General features: G+C 55.2%; 12 protein-coding genes. 11 read left to right on the top strand and 1 reads right to left on the bottom strand.

What is annotated here, in order from left to right; all coding sequences use genetic code 11:
- The 10 genes from BLT77_RS19535 to galU form a co-directional block, all read left to right on the top strand.
- Positions 1 to 648: NAD-dependent epimerase/dehydratase family protein (locus BLT77_RS19535; RefSeq protein ID WP_143026689.1), on the top strand; the 648-nt coding region annotated here is incomplete at its 5' end.
- Between the two features lie 42 nt (positions 649 to 690).
- Positions 691 to 2,160, top strand: coding sequence for a capsule assembly Wzi family protein (locus tag BLT77_RS19530; protein WP_090368485.1), 1,470 nt, complete (start codon positions 691 to 693; stop codon positions 2,158 to 2,160).
- The gene (locus BLT77_RS19525; protein WP_090368483.1) at positions 2,160 to 2,681 is read left to right on the top strand and encodes a hypothetical protein; all 522 of its coding nucleotides are present in this window, start codon (positions 2,160 to 2,162) and stop codon (positions 2,679 to 2,681) included. The genes BLT77_RS19530 and BLT77_RS19525 overlap by 1 nt, the downstream gene beginning before the upstream one ends.
- Before the next feature lie 11 nt (positions 2,682 to 2,692).
- Positions 2,693 to 3,151, top strand: a complete 459-nt coding sequence (locus tag BLT77_RS19520) for a YhcH/YjgK/YiaL family protein (RefSeq protein ID WP_090368481.1) — start codon at positions 2,693 to 2,695, stop codon at positions 3,149 to 3,151.
- Between the two features lie 1,078 nt (positions 3,152 to 4,229).
- Positions 4,230 to 5,573, top strand: a complete 1,344-nt coding sequence (glmM, locus tag BLT77_RS19515; protein ID WP_090368479.1) for a phosphoglucosamine mutase — start codon at positions 4,230 to 4,232, stop codon at positions 5,571 to 5,573.
- 63 nt (positions 5,574 to 5,636) lie between these two features.
- A complete protein-coding gene (locus tag BLT77_RS19510; RefSeq protein ID WP_090368476.1) occupies positions 5,637 to 6,698 on the top strand; it encodes a CDP-glycerol glycerophosphotransferase family protein in 1,062 nt (353 codons plus the stop codon).
- A gap of 5 nt (positions 6,699 to 6,703) precedes the next feature.
- Positions 6,704 to 7,120 (top strand): FAD synthase family protein, encoded by a 417-nt coding sequence (locus BLT77_RS19505; RefSeq protein WP_245710005.1) that lies wholly within the window; start codon positions 6,704 to 6,706, stop codon positions 7,118 to 7,120.
- 104 nt (positions 7,121 to 7,224) lie between these two features.
- Entirely contained in the window at positions 7,225 to 8,244 is a 1,020-nt protein-coding gene (galE, locus tag BLT77_RS19500) for a UDP-glucose 4-epimerase GalE (protein WP_090368473.1), read from the top strand.
- 136 nt (positions 8,245 to 8,380) lie between these two features.
- Positions 8,381 to 9,547, top strand: coding sequence for a nucleotide sugar dehydrogenase (locus BLT77_RS19495; protein WP_090368471.1), 1,167 nt, complete (start codon positions 8,381 to 8,383; stop codon positions 9,545 to 9,547).
- 92 nt (positions 9,548 to 9,639) lie between these two features.
- Complete coding sequence (galU, locus tag BLT77_RS19490; RefSeq protein WP_090368470.1) at positions 9,640 to 10,530, top strand: UTP--glucose-1-phosphate uridylyltransferase GalU; 891 nt, start codon at positions 9,640 to 9,642, stop codon at positions 10,528 to 10,530.
- 2,052 nt (positions 10,531 to 12,582) lie between these two features.
- On the opposite strand, the gene BLT77_RS19485 is transcribed toward galU, so the two are convergent.
- Complete coding sequence (locus tag BLT77_RS19485; protein WP_090368468.1) at positions 12,583 to 13,986, bottom strand: MBL fold metallo-hydrolase; 1,404 nt, start codon at positions 13,984 to 13,986, stop codon at positions 12,583 to 12,585.
- Positions 13,987 to 14,165: 179 nt separating this feature from the next.
- Between BLT77_RS19485 and BLT77_RS19480 the strand changes: the two genes are divergently transcribed.
- Positions 14,166 to 15,956 (top strand): ABCB family ABC transporter ATP-binding protein/permease, encoded by a 1,791-nt coding sequence (locus BLT77_RS19480; RefSeq protein WP_090368466.1) that lies wholly within the window; start codon positions 14,166 to 14,168, stop codon positions 15,954 to 15,956.
- Positions 15,957 to 16,124: the final 168 nt, after the last annotated feature.

Genomic DNA, 16,124 nt, shown 5'->3' with positions numbered 1-16,124 from the left:
CAGGTACCGCACCTGGTGTACGCCTCCTCTTCGTCGGTGTACGGCATGAACAAGAAGGTGCCCTTCAGTGAAACCGATGCGGTCGATCACCCCATCAGCCTGTCCGCCGCCACCGAGAAGTCCAACGAGCTGATGGCCCACACCTACAGCCACCTGTACGATCTGCCCACCACCGGACTGCGGTTCTTTACCGTTTACGGCCCCATGGGCCGGCCGGACATGGCCTACTTCAGCTTTACCAAGAAGATGCTGGCCGGCGAGCCCATCGATGTCTTTAACCATGGCAAGTTGTCGCGGGACTTCACCTACATCGATGACATTGTCGAGGGTGTGGTGCGGGTCATGGAGCAGGTGCCGGAACGGGACGACAGCAACGACTGCGCCACCCCGGACCGCTCCAGTGCGCCCTATCGGCTGTTCAACATCGGTAACCACCAACCGGTAGAGCTGATGACCTTTATCCGCACCCTGGAGCAGGCGCTGGGCGTTACCGCCAAGCTCAACATGAAGCCAATGCAGGCCGGTGATGTGTACACCACCTACGCCGACACCGATAACCTGCAGCAGGCGGTCGGCTTCAGCCCGGATACCTCCCTGGCCGATGGCCTGCAGAGATTCGCCGACTGGTATTTGGATTTCTACAAATAGCTAGAAGAAACAATTCGAAATATTAGTTAGGCAAGGATAAAAATGAAGTCTATAAGCATCGGAGTTGCCTTTGTATTGTGTGCTTCTGCACAGGCGAAAGCAGCTAGTACCTTCATTAGCCTACAAGATGATTATCTAAATGGGCGAATTGATCAACTGGTAGTGGTTTCTGATATGCCCGTCGTAAAGAAACCATATAACGTAAAACAGGTTAGATCCTATTTAGAGCTTATTAGAGAGAAAGTCCCAGGTCTATACCATGAGATTGATAGTGGATTATTGCCATACGAACAAAGTGGCGTAATCCAAAGAGCAGAAGTATCAGTTGCTGCAGCAGCCGAACCGGATCATAAACAGGTCATCCCGAACAGTAGGGGTGAGACTGCTTCATCAGCTTATCGTGTATCGGCGTCTGTTCAATATAAGTACTCAGATTGGCTGGTTGCTTCGGTTGGTGGGCTGGCTTTTGATGGTGAGGATGGTGCTGATGACCTTTTGCCGGTTGACTCCTATGTAGCTATTGGTTGGGATAGCTTTCAGGTAGATTTTGGGTATAGAGAGCATTGGTTGTCGCCTTTCTCTGATTCTGCAATGTTAATGTCTACCAATGCTCGTCCATCATTTTCAGTGGGTATTAGTAACCCAGTTGCATTTGAGACTCTATGGAACCTGCATTATGAAGTATCAGTTACCCGATTAGAGGAGCATGATACGATTTTGTATGGTGATGAAGTTGAGTCCGGTCGCCCCGCAATTTTGATGACCCATTTGAGCATTGAGCCCGTTAAAGGGTGGACTATCGGCGCAAATCGAACCATGCAATTTGGTGGTGGGTCTCGTGAGGTAAGTTTAAGGTCTATTTGGGATGCTTTTTGGGATCCTGTTTCAAACGATAATAATGCATCGGATGGTTTTGATGATTGCGAATCCGAGCAAAAAAATCTGTGTGAGTTTGGTAATCAACAAGCGTCTATTACTACCCGTCTTAATTTTCAAGGTGATACACCGTTCTCTATTTACGGTGAGTATGCCGGTGAAGATACCGCAAGTCATTCCAATTGGCGACTGGGTAACATCGCTGTTTCAGGCGGACTTAGTATCCCGTTTCTTCCTGAGTATTTATTAGGTCGAGATTGGTCGTTTACTTATGAATTTACCCAATGGCAAAATGCTTGGTATAATCATTATATTTATAAAAATGGTTACACCAACGATGGTGTCGGCATGGGTCATTGGTTCGCCAATAATCGTGATGATCAAGATGGTGTTCCTGGTACAGCCAATATGGTTAAACTGGGTTGGCAGCGTGGATACAGAGACAGGTATGAATTTGTCTATCGTCAAATGAAGAATGATAACAATAACTCGACTCAAACCTATACAACGGCTAGAGAGTTGGATGTCCGTTATTTTGGTCGCTGGAATGATCAAGACTGGGGCTACCGGATTTACGGTGGTCAGACAGTTTATGACGATAGCTTTGTTCGCGGTGAAATCAGCTTAGGGTGGTAATGATGAGAGCTTTATTTCTAGTGGTGGCTTTAATTGTATCGCCTTTTGCTATGGCCGACTGGGCATTTCAGGCTGGACTGGGCGGCACCTACCTTTATCAAGATAATGCTGATAAAGGTACTGATAGTAGTGTTCGTCCCAACTTGCAGTTTGGCGTGTTTAAACCGGTTTCTGATACCTGGAGTATGGGCACGGCGATAGAATTTGTGCCAGATGACATTATGGGCTCTGGAGCAACGGGGAACCTGATGATGTGGCGTGTTGCAGAGTTTGGCTATCAGTTTGCAGAAAAATGGGCAGTTAGCTTTTATGGCGGTGCTGCTCGATACGACCGTGAAGAACCCGGCTGGGGATATGGTTTGGGGGGCGGGTTGCTGTGGCTGTTAGGTGATCGTTGGGCGTTGTCTGGCGAACTGAACTGGACCAGTACCGATATATCTATTAATAGCGAAGGTGTGTCACCTTCCGGTAGGAAAGACGACTTTATTTGGAGCTCTTTGGTTCTCAAGGTTCGGTTTTAAGAGGGGGCGTTATGCATTTGTTTGAGATTTCCTCGTGCGCGGATTTGCCTGAAGAGGTTGGTAAGTGCATTCGCCATGTGTTGTCTTTGGGTGAGATTCCTGCGGGTCTTTTTGAGGTTCCGGGTTCGGCCATTAAGGCCATTGGGATTCGTTATGTAACCAAAGATTCATCGGCTCCTGTTATTGCTGAAAACCACCAGCGAGTGGTGGATGTGCACGTGGTGGTCCAAGGTGGCGATGGCGTTGCTGTTGTTGCTGAAGGGGATGCAGCCCCTAGTGGTGATTACTGCGATAAGGACGACTACCAGTTGTTTGATGTTGCTGGTGAGCTTGAGTTGCAAGAGCTGACAGCCGGGCATGTTGCTGTTTTTGAACCTTATGAGATTCACGTTACCGGTCGAGCCGTTGGTGAACCTGGTGATGTTGTTAAGGTGGTATTGAAGGTTCCTGCTGAGTTGTTTGAGGGGTAGGGCTCAGTTTTATAGTTTATGGCTAAGGGTTAAAGTCAAAGACGCTGGGTACCCGCGTTCGCGGGCACGACGGTGGGTTGGTTGGAGATCTAAGGTTGCCGGATAGTGTTTATGTTATCCGAGGTTAAGGGCTAAGGGCTAAAGTCAAAGACGCTGGGTACCCGCGTTCGCGGGCACGACGGTCAAGGGCAAAGGCCTGAGTTCGACGGTCAAGGTCAAAGTCCAAAACCCAAAGGTCAAAGCCCTAAGGCCAAAAGCTAAAGGCACTGGATTCTCGCGTTCGCAAGAATGACGAGGGGCGGGAAGACGCTGGGTACCCGCGTTCGCGGGCACGACGGTGGGTTGGTTGGAGATCTAAGGTTGCCGGATAGTGTTTGCGTTACCCGAGGCTAAGGGCTAAGGGCTAAGGGCTAAGGGCTAAGGGCTAAGGGCTAAAGCCAAAGACACTGGGTACCCGCGTTCGCGAGCACGGCGGTCAAGGTCAAAGTCTAAAACCCAAAGGGCTAAGGGCTAAGGGCTAAAGTCAAAGACGCTGGGTACCCGCGTTCGCGGGCACGACGGTCAAAGTCAAAGTCTAAAACCCAAAGGGCTAAGGGCTAAGGGCTAAAGTCAAAGACACTGGGTACCCGCGTTCGCGGGCACGACGGTCAAGGTCAAAGTCTAAAACCCAAAGGGCTAAGGGCTAAGGGCTAAAGTCAAAGACGCTGGGTACCCGCGTTCGCGGGCACGACGGTCAAAGTCAAAGTCTAAAACCCAAAGGGCTAAGGGCTAAGGGCTAAAGTCAAAGACACTGGGTACCCGCGTTCGCGGGCACGACGGTCAAGGTCAAAGTCTAAAACCCAAAGGGCTAAGGGCTAAAGTCAAAGACGCTGGGTACCCGCGTTCGCAAGAATGACGAAGGGTGGGCACGACGGTTAACTGCTAAAGCGCGATAGGCTTGGCGTCGTGGGTACGTCAGTGATTGATGTTAGTATGTAGTTTCTTTCTAATTTGGTCGCTGTGCACATGGTGTGCGTGGTGACATTTTGTATTTAGGTCGAGCAGGGTGCTGACCTAGTTTTAACGGATAGAGTTTCTTATGTCTCGAAAGTACTTTGGTACCGATGGTGTGCGCGGTTTGGTTGGGGAGTCCCCAATCACACCTGGGTTTGCAATGAAGCTGGGTTGGGCCGCCGGCAAGGCGTTGGCCAACCAGGGCAACAGTCGGGTGCTGATTGGCAAAGACACACGCATCTCCGGCTACATGCTGGAGTCTGCCATGGAGGCGGGCTTTGTTGCTGCCGGTATCGATGTGGCCTTTTTGGGGCCGATGCCAACGCCGGCGGTGGCGTACCTCACCCGCACTTTCCGCGGTGAAGCCGGTGTGGTGATCAGCGCCTCCCATAACCCATACCATGACAACGGCATCAAGTTCTTCTCCGCCGACGGCACCAAGCTCAGCGACGAGGTCGAGCTGGAGATCGAATCCTGGTTGGACAAAGAGATGGACTGTGTGCCTTCCGAGCAACTGGGGCGCGCCACCCGGGTAAGCGATGCGGCCGGCCGTTACATCGAATACTGCAAAGCCACGTTCAGCCGTGAATACAGCCTGAAAGGGCTGCGCATTGTGCTGGATTGCGCCCATGGCGCCACCTACCATGTGGCACCGCCGGTATTTACCGAGCTGGGTGCCGAGGTTATCACCATCGGTAACGAGCCCAACGGCACCAACATCAATGCCCAATGTGGCGCTACCCACCTCGATGCGCTGCAGAAAAAGGTCGTGGAAGTGCGCGCCGACTTCGGTATCGCCTTCGATGGCGATGGCGACCGGGTGATGATGGTAGACGGTGACGGTACCAAGCTCGATGGCGACATCATTCTGTTCATCCTGGCCAAACACTGGCAGAAGAAGGGCATCCAGTTTGGCGGCGTAGCCGGCACCCTGATGGCCAACATGGGCCTGGAGCTGGCACTGAAAGAGCGTGGCATCGAGTTTGCCCGCTCTAAAGTCGGTGATCGCTATGTGGTCGAGCTGCTGAAACAGAAGGGCTGGACCCTGGGTGGTGAGAATTCCGGTCACATTCTGTCTCTGGATCACGCCTCCACCGGTGACGGCATCGTTGCGGCGTTGCAGGTGCTGCAGGTACTGGCAGAAACCGGCCAAAGCTTGGAACAGGCCAGATCCGGCATGACCATGCTGCCCCAGGTGCTGATCAATGTTCGCTTCTCCGGTAATACCGCCCCACTGGAAGCGGAGTCGGTAAAACAGGCGGTTGCCAATGTTGAGCAGGAGCTGGCCGGTCGTGGTCGGGTATTGCTGCGTAAGTCCGGCACCGAGCCGTTAATCCGGGTCATGGTCGAGGGCGAAGACGAGGTTCTGGTGCGAGCGCTGGCACAAACCATCGCCGATGAAGTCGCACGGGTAGATTCCGTAGCTTAATACAGTGTGGCAGCGTCGCGGCTGCCATTCACCGAACTCCACAGACCCCTAGGATTGTAAAGGTTGCTGTTTTTTGAATTGTTGTACCCCTACTATCTGCCCCAGTACCTGCCGGTTGCCAAGGAGTGGCTAGCCCGGGGCGGTGAAGTTCGTTTTGTCTGCCACCACATCGATCCGGAGTTAATGCCCGGTTACCGTCAGGCTCTGGCAGCAACCGGCATCGAGGTATTTTGGGTAAGCAGCGCCGAGCAGGTGGAAGCCTTGTGCCATCAGCATCAGCCCGACTGGTTTGTCTTTGGTAACACTCAGCAGCAGTTTTCTTCCATGCCGGAAGCCACCAAAGTGGCCTTGATGCAGCATGGCATCGGCCCCAAGGCTTGCTACTTCGATATGCCCAAAGGCCGGGTCGATGTCCGCTTTGTCGAAGGCCAGCACCGGCTGCGGCAGTTGCAGGCGCGTTATCCCGAGCACCGGTTTGTGGATACCGGCTACGCCAAGCTGGATTCAATCGTCAATGCCGATAACAGTGAAAGGCTGAAACACACCTTAGGGCTGGATGCCGCCAAGCCGACATTGCTGTATGCGCCGACGTTTTTCCCCAGCAGCATTGAAGCTCTGCCGCGGGACTGGCCACAGCAGTTATCGGCCTACAACATGATCATCAAGCCGCATTACTTTTCGCTGACCAAAAAGCGTTATCGTAACCAGAGCCAAAGGCTGCACGCCTGGGCCAAATACCCCAATGTGCATCTGGTGCCGGTGGCGGATCAGGACATTACCGCCTACATGTCGGTGGCGGATCTGCTGGTCAGCGATGCATCTTCCACGCTGCTGGAGTTTGCCGCGCTGGATAAACCAGTGATATGGTGCGACTTTTATCACCTGCGCTGGACCTATCGTGGGCCGTTAAAGTTTCGCTTGAAGCAGAGAATGGCACCGGAGCTGAACCAGTACAAGCCGTTGGCGACCGTGGTGGAGCGCCCCGGCGATCTGGCTGGTGCCATAGCGCATCAGCTTGCAAACCCCGGCCAGTTACGGGATGTTAGACATAGCCTGACCGCACAGCTAGTGGGCAGGGTCGATGGGCAATGCAGTCACAGGGTCGTGGACTGCCTGTTGAGTTAACGTAGATTATGAGAATTATTACCTTTGGGACCTTCGACATGTTTCATGTCGGCCATCTGCGCCTGCTCGAGCGAGCCAGGCGGGCTGGCGGCCATCTGACGGTCGGGGTGTCTTCAGACCAGCTGAATTACACCAAGAAGGGCCGCAACCCCATCTGCAATGAAGTGGATCGGTGCCGAATCATCAAGGCCCTGGCCTGCGTCGATGAGGTGTTTGTTGAAGAGTCCCTCGAGTTAAAACGTGAGTACATCAGGCGCTATCAGGCCGATGCGCTGGTGATGGGCGATGACTGGCAGGGCAAGTTCGACGATCTTGCCGATCTGTGTCAGGTCATCTACCTTCCGCGAACCCCCTCTATTTCGACCACCGCACTCATCGAGGTGGTTCAGTCGATGCCAAACGTCGGTACCTCCGTTGCCTGAGTGGCTCCGTTGCCGGAATGCACTAGGCTATAGTCAGTATGGTCTGCTGTACTGAGCTCGGTGTGAAAAAGGCAGTGTGTAATAAATAACGTGGAATAAATTGAATGTCTAAAGCGGTATTGGTCACCGGCGGCGCCGGTTACATCGGCAGCCATACTCTGGTAGAGCTGCTGAATGCAGAAAAAGACGTGGTGGTGGTGGATAACCTCAGCAACAGCTGTGAAGAGTCGCTGCGTAGGGTTGAGCGGATCACCGGCAAAAGCGTGACCTTTTATCAGGGCGACATTCTGGACTCGTCCCTGCTGGAGCGAGTGTTTGCCGCTCACGACATCGGCTCCGTGGTGCACTTTGCCGGATTAAAGGCGGTGGGTGAATCCGTCGCCCAGCCGGTGCGCTATTACCAGAACAACGTCACCGGCACCCTCAGCCTCTGTGAGGCGATGGCCAAAGCCGGCGTGTTCAACCTGGTATTTTCCTCGTCGGCAACCGTCTATGGCGACCCAGCCAGCCTGCCGATTCGGGAGGATTCGCCGGTGGGCGGCACCACCAACCCCTATGGCACCAGCAAGTACATGGTTGAGCGGGTGCTGCAGGATCTGCACGTTTCCGATAGCCGCTGGAACATCGCCCTGCTGCGTTACTTCAACCCGGTGGGCGCCCACGAAAGCGGCCTGATTGGTGAAGATCCTAACGGCATTCCCAACAACCTGATGCCCTTTATCAGCCAGGTGGCGGTGGGCAAGCGTGAGCACCTGTCGGTGTTTGGTAACGACTACGACACCGTCGACGGCACAGGTGTGCGCGATTACATCCACGTGGTGGATCTGGCCATTGGTCACCTCAAAGCGCTGGATAAACTGCAGTCTTCGCCCGGGGTGGTGATCTACAATCTGGGCACCGGTACCGGCTACAGCGTGCTCGAGATGGTGTCGGCCTTTGAAAAAGGCAGCGGCCAGGCAGTGCCCTACCAACTGGTGGCCAGACGTCCTGGCGACATTGCCGCCTGTTATGCCGATCCCGCCAAGGCCCAGGCTGAGCTGGGGTGGACTGCCAGGCGCGGCGTCGATGCCATGACCGCCGACACCTGGCGCTGGCAATCGAATAACCCCAATGGTTACAAGTAACCCCTCTTTAGCGAGTGTTTTTGGGTAAAGATCTCATTTTAGTGGCCGGCACATTGTTAAGATGGCCGGCTCTTTGTTTTGTTGTGAGCGGCGATTGGCTTGCTTGCAATCTATTGAAAGTATTGGATTAAAGTAGATGAAAATTGCGATTGCGGGCACCGGCTACGTCGGTCTGTCTAATGCGGTATTGCTGGCACAGCACAACGAAGTGGTAGCGCTGGACATTGTTGCCGACAAGGTGGCCATGTTGAACAACAAACAGTCTCCCATCGTCGATGCCGAGATTGAAGATTTTCTGGCCAACAAAGCCCTGAACTTTACCGCTACCATGGATAAAGAGGCGGCGTATGCCGGTGCCGAGTACGTGGTTATTGCCACACCCACCGACTACGACCCGCAGACCAACTATTTCAACACCAACTCTGTCGAGGCGGTGATTCAGGATGTGATGGCCATTAACCCGACAGCGGTGATGATCATCAAATCCACCGTGCCTGTGGGTTACACCAAATCTGTAAAAGAGAAGTTTGGTTGCGACAACATCATCTTCTCGCCAGAATTTTTGCGCGAAGGCAAGGCGCTGTACGACAACCTGTATCCATCCCGGATCATCGTCGGTGAGCGCTCCGAGCGGGCCGAGGTGTTCGCCGGGTTGTTGGTGCAAGGTGCCATTAAGCAAGAGATTGAAGTCCTGTTTACCGACTGCACCGAGGCGGAAGCGGTAAAACTGTTCTCCAATACCTACCTGGCACTGCGGGTCGCCTACTTCAATGAGCTGGACTCCTATGCCGAAACCCATGGCCTGAATAGCCGCCAAATTATCGAGGGGGTGGGGCTGGATCCGCGCATTGGCAGCCATTACAACAATCCCAGCTTTGGCTATGGCGGCTACTGCTTGCCGAAAGACACCAAGCAGTTGCGGGCTAATTATGAAGATGTGCCAAATAACATCATCAGTGCCATTGTCGATGCCAACCGCACTCGCAAAGATTTTGTCGCCGATGCCATCATCGCCCGAAAGCCCAAGGTTGTCGGCGTACACCGCCTGATCATGAAGGCCGGCTCCGACAACTTCCGTGCCTCCTCCATTCAGGGCGTGATGAAGCGCATCAAAGCCAAGGGCATTGAAGTGGTGGTGTATGAGCCGGTGCTGAAAGAGGCCGAGTTCTTTAACTCCCGTGTGATTAACGAGCTGGAGGAGTTTAAGAAGGTGTCTGACGTGATTGTGGCCAACCGCCTCACCGACGATATTAAAGACGTCGAAGCCAAGGTGTATACCCGCGACCTGTTTGGCAGTGACTAATTTGGCATTGGTAATGCCTTGTCTGAAAGAGCTCGATGGCAGCAGTGTTTCTGCTGCCGTGAGTGGCATGATCTAATTTCTTGAGTACTGATATGATTTCTAAAGTTGTAATCCCCGTTGCCGGTCTGGGTACCCGCATGCTGCCGGCGACCAAAGCCATCCCCAAAGAGATGTTGCCTTTGGTGGACAAGCCGTTGATTCAGTACATTGTGAATGAGTGTGTCGAAGCCGGCTTTAAAGAGATTGTGCTGGTGACTCACGCTTCTAAAAATGCCATTGAGAACCACTTTGACACCTCGTTTGAACTGGAAGCGACGCTGGAGAAGCGGGTAAAGCGGCAGTTGCTGGAAGCCGTGCAGGCCATCTGCCCGAAAGACGTGACCATCATGCACGTGCGTCAGGGTGAAGCAAAAGGCCTGGGCCATGCCATTCAGTGCGCCAAGCCGCTGGTGGGCGACAACCCGTTTGCGGTGGTGCTGCCAGACGTGATTTTGGATGAGTACACCGCGGATCAGAAGTCTGAGAACCTGGCTGCCATGAAGCAGCGTTTCATTGACACCCGCCGCAGCCAGATTATGGTGGAAGCGGTGCCGGTTGAAGATGTTTCTAAGTATGGCATTGCTGATTGTGATGCCTCCGGCCTGCGTCCTGGAGAGAGTGTGGTCATGAAAGGGGTGGTTGAAAAGCCAGCCGTTGACGTGGCGCCCTCCAACATGGCCGTGGTGGGCCGTTACGTGCTGCCAGCTACCATTTGGCCACTGCTGGCGAAGACCCCTCCAGGAGCCGGCGACGAGATTCAGTTAACTGATGCCATCGCCATGCTGATGGAGTCTGAAAACGTCGAGGCGTTCCAGATGTCCGGCAAATCTCACGATTGTGGCGACAAGCTGGGTTACATGAAAGCCAATGTAGAGTACGCACTGCGTCACTCAGGCATGAAAGAACAGTTCAAAGAGTACCTGAAATCAGTCGACCTGGGCTGATTGAGTTCCTTCTTTAAAAAACGCGGCCAAGGCCGCGTTTTTTGATCCAGCCATGTCGTGCCCGCGTCCTTCTTTTTGTCATTCTTGCGTAGGCGAGAATCCAGCGACTTTGACTTTGCCCTTCCGTCATTCTTGCGAACGCCAGAATCCAGCGTCTTTGATTTTGCCCTTCCGTCATTCTTGCGCACGCGAGAATCCAGCATCTTCGCCCTTGACCGTCGTACCTGCGAACGCGGGTACCCAGTGTCTTTGACTTTGATTGTCGTGCCCGCGCACGCGGGTAACCAGCGTCTTTGACCTTGCCCGTCGTGCCCGCGAACGCGGGTACCCAGCGTCTTTGACTTTGACCTTCTGTCATTCTTGCGTAGGCGAGAATCCAGCGTCTTCGCCCTTGACCGTCGTACCTGCGAACGCGGGTACCCAGTGTCTTTGACCTTGATTGTCGTACCTGCGCACGCGGGTACCCAGCGTCTTTGATTTTGACCTTCCGTCATTCTTGCGCAGGCGAGAATCCAGCGTCTTTGAGGTATTTAAAGCCACTGGCCCCTCGCGTTCGCAAGGGCGACACGGTTGGGGTGTGGTGGGCACGGTAAGTGCAGTGGTCGCCATCAGAGTTGGTGCTACACCACTGCACACCAATCAACCCTCCGTCGTACCTAGTACCACTACACACCAACCAACCCTCCGTCGTGCCCGCGAACGCGGGTACCCAGCGTCTTTGACCTTGATTGTCGTGCCCGCGAACGCGGGTATCCAGCGTCTTTGAGGTATTTAAAGCCACTGGCCCCTCGCGTTCGCAAGGGCGACACGGTTGGGGTGTGGTGGATACGGTAAGCGCAGAGGCCGCCATCAGAGTTGCTGCCACACCAATACTCAATCACCCCTCCGTCCTACCCACCACCACTACACGCCAATCAACCCTCCGTCGTGCCCGCGCACGCGGGTACCCAGTGTCTTTGACCTTGATTGTCGTACCGGCGCACGCGGGTACCCAGCGTCTTTGATTTTGCCTGTTCGTCATTCTTGCGCAGGCGAGAATCCAGTGTCTTTCCATTTTAAAGCCACTGGGCCCTCGCGTTCGCAAGGGCGACGGGGGAGGTTGGTCGTCCCCGCGCACGCGGGTACCCAGCGTCTTTGACCTTGACCTTACCCTTGCCCGTAACCGCTTTAAAAGCCACTGGCCCCTCGCGTTCGCAAGGGCGACACAGTTGGAGTGTGGTGGACACGGTAAGCGCAGTGGTCGCCATCAATATCGACTTTGCACTGAGTAAGCTACAACCCTCCGTCGTGCCCGCTACCACTGCACTCTAATCATCCCTCCGTCGTGCCCGCGCACGCGGGTACCCAGCGTCTTTGACCTTGCCCGTAACCGCTTTTAAAGCCACTGGCCCCTCGCGTTCGCAAGGGCGACACGGTTGGGGTGTGGTGGACACGGTAAGCGCAGTGGTCGCCATCAGAGTTGCTGTCTCGCCAATATTCAACCAACCCTCCGTCGTGCCCGCTACCACTGCACTCCAACCAACCCACCGTCGTGCCCGCGAACGCGGGTACCCAGCGTCTTTGACTTTGACCTTCCGTCATTCTTGCGAACGCGGGTACCCAGCGTCTTTGACTTTGCCCTTGCCCGTAACCGCTTTTAAAGCCACTGGGCCCTCGCGTTCGCAAGGGCGACGGGGGAGGTAGGTCGGCCCTCGCGTTCGCAAGGGCGACGGTGCGAACTGGATGGTTTTGAAGTTAATTTGACCTATCGAGGTTGCGACGGAGTTGGGGCTGTTCGTTAGTGGTGCGGGTTAACCACCCCTCCGTCGTGCCCGCGCACGCGGGTACCCAGCGTCTTTGATTTTGCCTGTTCGTCATTCTTGCGCAGGCGAGAATCCAGTGTCTTTCCATTTTAAAGCCACTGGGCCCTCGCGTTCGCAAGGGCGACGGGGGAGGTTGGTCGTCCCCGCGCACGCGGGTACCCAGCGTCTTTGACCTTGATTGTCGTACCTGCGCACGCGGGTACCCAGTGTCTTTGACTTTGACCTTGCCCTTAGCCGTTCGCAGGGCGATCTACGTCGAGCTCACGCTGGCTTTTACCGGAGCGCTGGCCATGGTAGCGGCCAACTCCACTTTTATGCCGGGGAAGGTGCGTTTGAGGCAGTTGGCCAGCCCTTTTTGGGCCACGGGACTGCCGTGGATTAAGCGTATGCACTTGGGAGGAAACGCCATGCTGGCGACAAACCGGATCAAATCTGGCTGGTCGGCGTGGGCGGAGTAGCCGCTGAGGGTATGGATGCTGGCTTCTACTCGGGTGGGTTGACCATCAATCTCAACCTCGGTGGGAGCGTTGAGCTGCTGCAGGCGCCGCCCCAGGGTACCGTTGGCCTGATAGCCGACAAACACGATGTCGGTGCGGGGATCCGGTGCCAGGGCTTTCAGGTAGTTAACTATGCGTCCGCCACTGCACATGCCGCTGGCGGCAATCACGATGGCGGGTTCGGCGCTGACTTGCAGGCGGTTCAGCAACTCCTGATGCTGGCGGTGGCCATCGATGGTGATCAGGTGGTCAAAGTCCAACGGGTGGCGATTGCTGGAGATTTTGTGCCTGGCCTCTTTATCCCAAAGGTGCTGCAGCTGGCGGTAGCTGGTGGTGATTTTGGCCGCCAGAGGCGAGTCAACGATGATAGGAACCTGGGCCATGGCCTGGTCGCCGTTGAGGTTATGCAGCAGATCTTCGATTTCGTACAGCAGCTCCTGAGTACGGCCAATGCTGAAGGCCGGAATCAGGGTGACACCGCGGTTTTCCAGGGTGGATTGCAGAATCTGTTTCAGCTTTTGGCTGCGTTCGGCACGGTGTTCGTGGCTTCGATTGCCATAGGTCGATTCCAGCACCAGCAGGTCGGCCGCCTCTGGGGCATCGGGATCCGGCAGCAGCGGCGTGTTGTAACAGCCAAGGTCGCCACTGAACACAATCCGTTTCTTGTTGGGCAGGGCCACCTCTACGATGGAGGAACCCAGTATGTGCCCGGCAGGACGCAGGCGCACCATACCAACGGCCGGAGCGGGCAGGGCGTGCCAGTGATGGTAATCCAGCGGTTGCAGCTGGGAGCGAATCTGTTCCAAAAAGCGGCTCACCAGAGTCCGATCCCGGGTAAATCCCAATTTAATGGCATCTTCCAGGATCAGCGGCAGCAGGTAGGCGCTGGCCTGGCTGCAGAGGATGGGGCCACGAAACCCAGCGGCCAGCAGGTAGGGGATGCGGCCAATATGGTCGATGTGACAATGGGTCACGATCAGCGCCTGTACCTGGCTGAGGTCAAAGTCGATATGGTGCTCGCCGGGGGCGCGTCTTTCCAAATCTTCACCCTGAAACAAGCCGCAATCCACCAGGATGGAGTGCTGGTCATCCAGATAGAGCTGGTGGCAAGAGCCGGTGACGCCGCTGGCCGCACCGTGATGGTGCAATTTAAGCATGGATAAGTCCTTTTACCCTGGAGCCTTAATTTAACCCTAGCAGTGAATTTTCAGGACGTGGCCGGCAGTGGCATTTTTTCTTACGCAGGAGATAAGAAAGATCACGTTTAGGGCGAATTCTCGCGGCAGTTCACGGATAATGTAGCTTGTTTACAATCGGTTATCAGCAGGCAGAGTCCATGAGTCGTCGGTACAAGTCGGTCACCCCCTATTCCAGTGTTAATTTTGGCGTACTGAAGTCGCTGTTGCCCTACCTGCTGGAGTTCCGACTGATTCTCGGGTTGTCGCTGGCGTGCCTGGTGGGCGCCAAGGTGGCCAGTGTCGGCCTGCCGTTCATTCTGAAACACATTGTCGATAACCTGGATGGCGTTGGCGATGTGCCGGCGGCGACGGCCATTCCGTTGGCGCTGCTACTGGCTTACGGCCTGGTTCGATTCTCCAATGTGTTGTTTGGAGAGCTTCGTGACACCCTGTTTGGCCGCATTACCGAGCGGGCGATGCGCCGCATTGGCCTGAAGGTGTTCCGCCACCTCCATAAACTGGATCTGGGGTTCCATTTAGAGCGCCGTACCGGCGGTGTTTCGCGGGATATTGAGCGGGGCACCAACGGCATCAGTTTCTTGATGCGGTTTATGGTGTTCAATATTGTGCCGACGCTACTGGAGATTGGTCTGGTGGTGGGGTTGCTGTGGTGGAACTACCACGTCGGCTTTGCGCTTATTGTGCTGGTGGCGGTGGTGGCTTACATCGGATTTTCGGTGGTTGCCACCGAGTGGCGCACCGATTTTGTCCGTCAGGTGAACGAGGCGGAGTCTCAAAGCAGCACCCGGGCGGTCGACAGTCTGCTGAACTTTGAAACGGTGAAGTACTTCACCAACGAAGAGCATGAAAGCCGCCATTACGATAATGAGCTGTCCCAATGGGAGCAGGCTCGGCGGCGTAACCGGCTGTCGCTGTTTGCCTTAAACGGCGGCCAGGCGTTGATCATTGCGCTGGCGATGACCGCCGCCATGGTGCTGGCCGCATCGGACGTGGTCGACGGTGACATGACCCTAGGTGATTTTGTGCTGATCAACAGCTTTATGATGCAGGTGTTCATGCCGCTGAATTTCCTTGGGTTTGTTTACCGGGAAATGAAAGGCTCTTTGGCCAACATCGAGAAAATGTTTGATCTGCTGGGTCGCAAGCCGGGTGTGGAAGATGCCGACGACGCCACCGAATTGCAGGTGGGGCAGGGCGCCATCGAGTTCGATAACGTGCATTTCCACTACCATCCGGAACGGCCGATCTTAAAAGGGGTAAGTTTTCGGGTTGAGCCGAAACAGAAGGTGGCGATTGTCGGCAGCAGCGGTGCCGGCAAGTCGACGCTGTTTAAGCTGCTGTTTCGTTTCTATGACATTACCGATGGGGGCATTCGTATTGATGGCCAGTCGGTAAGTAAGGTCTCACAAACCTCATTGCGCCGAGCCATTGGGGTTGTGCCCCAGGATACCGTGCTGTTCAACACCTCGATTTTGGAGAACATCCGTTATGGCCGTGTTGAGGCCAGCGATGAAGAGGTGGGTGAGGCGATTCGCCTGGCCCATCTGGATCAGTTTATTGCCCGTCTGCCGGATGGTGTCCAGACTTTGGTCGGGGAGCGTGGCTTGAAGCTGTCCGGCGGTGAAAAGCAGCGGGTGGCCATTGCCAGGGCTCTTCTTAAGCATCCGCCGATCATGGTGTTTGATGAGGCCACCTCATCGTTGGACAGCCACTCCGAGCAGCACATCCTGACTGCCCTGAGCGAGATTGCCCGTGAGCAGACCACGTTGGTGATCGCTCACCGACTCTCTACCGTGGTGGATGCCGATAAGATTGTGGTGCTGGACCAAGGCCAGGTGGTGGAGCAAGGCAGCCATCAACAGCTGCTGGATCTCGATGGCCACTACGCCGCGCTATGGCGGGTGCAGCAGCAACAGCGCAGCAGTTAATTACCGCAGCTTCCCCTGTCGCACCCGCGTGTCGTGCCAGCGATCTTCTCTTTGTCGTGCCCGCGCACGCGGGTACCCAGTGTCTTTGCCCTTGGTTGTCATGCCCGCGCACGCGGGTACCCAGCGTCTTTGCCTTTGATTGTCGTGCCCGCGCACGCGGGTACCCAG

Origin of the sequence: Ferrimonas sediminum, assembly GCF_900100175.1 — a bacterium.
GTDB lineage: Bacteria > Pseudomonadota > Gammaproteobacteria > Enterobacterales > Shewanellaceae > Ferrimonas > Ferrimonas sediminum.
This window is presented reverse-complemented; position numbering and strand designations above follow the sequence as displayed.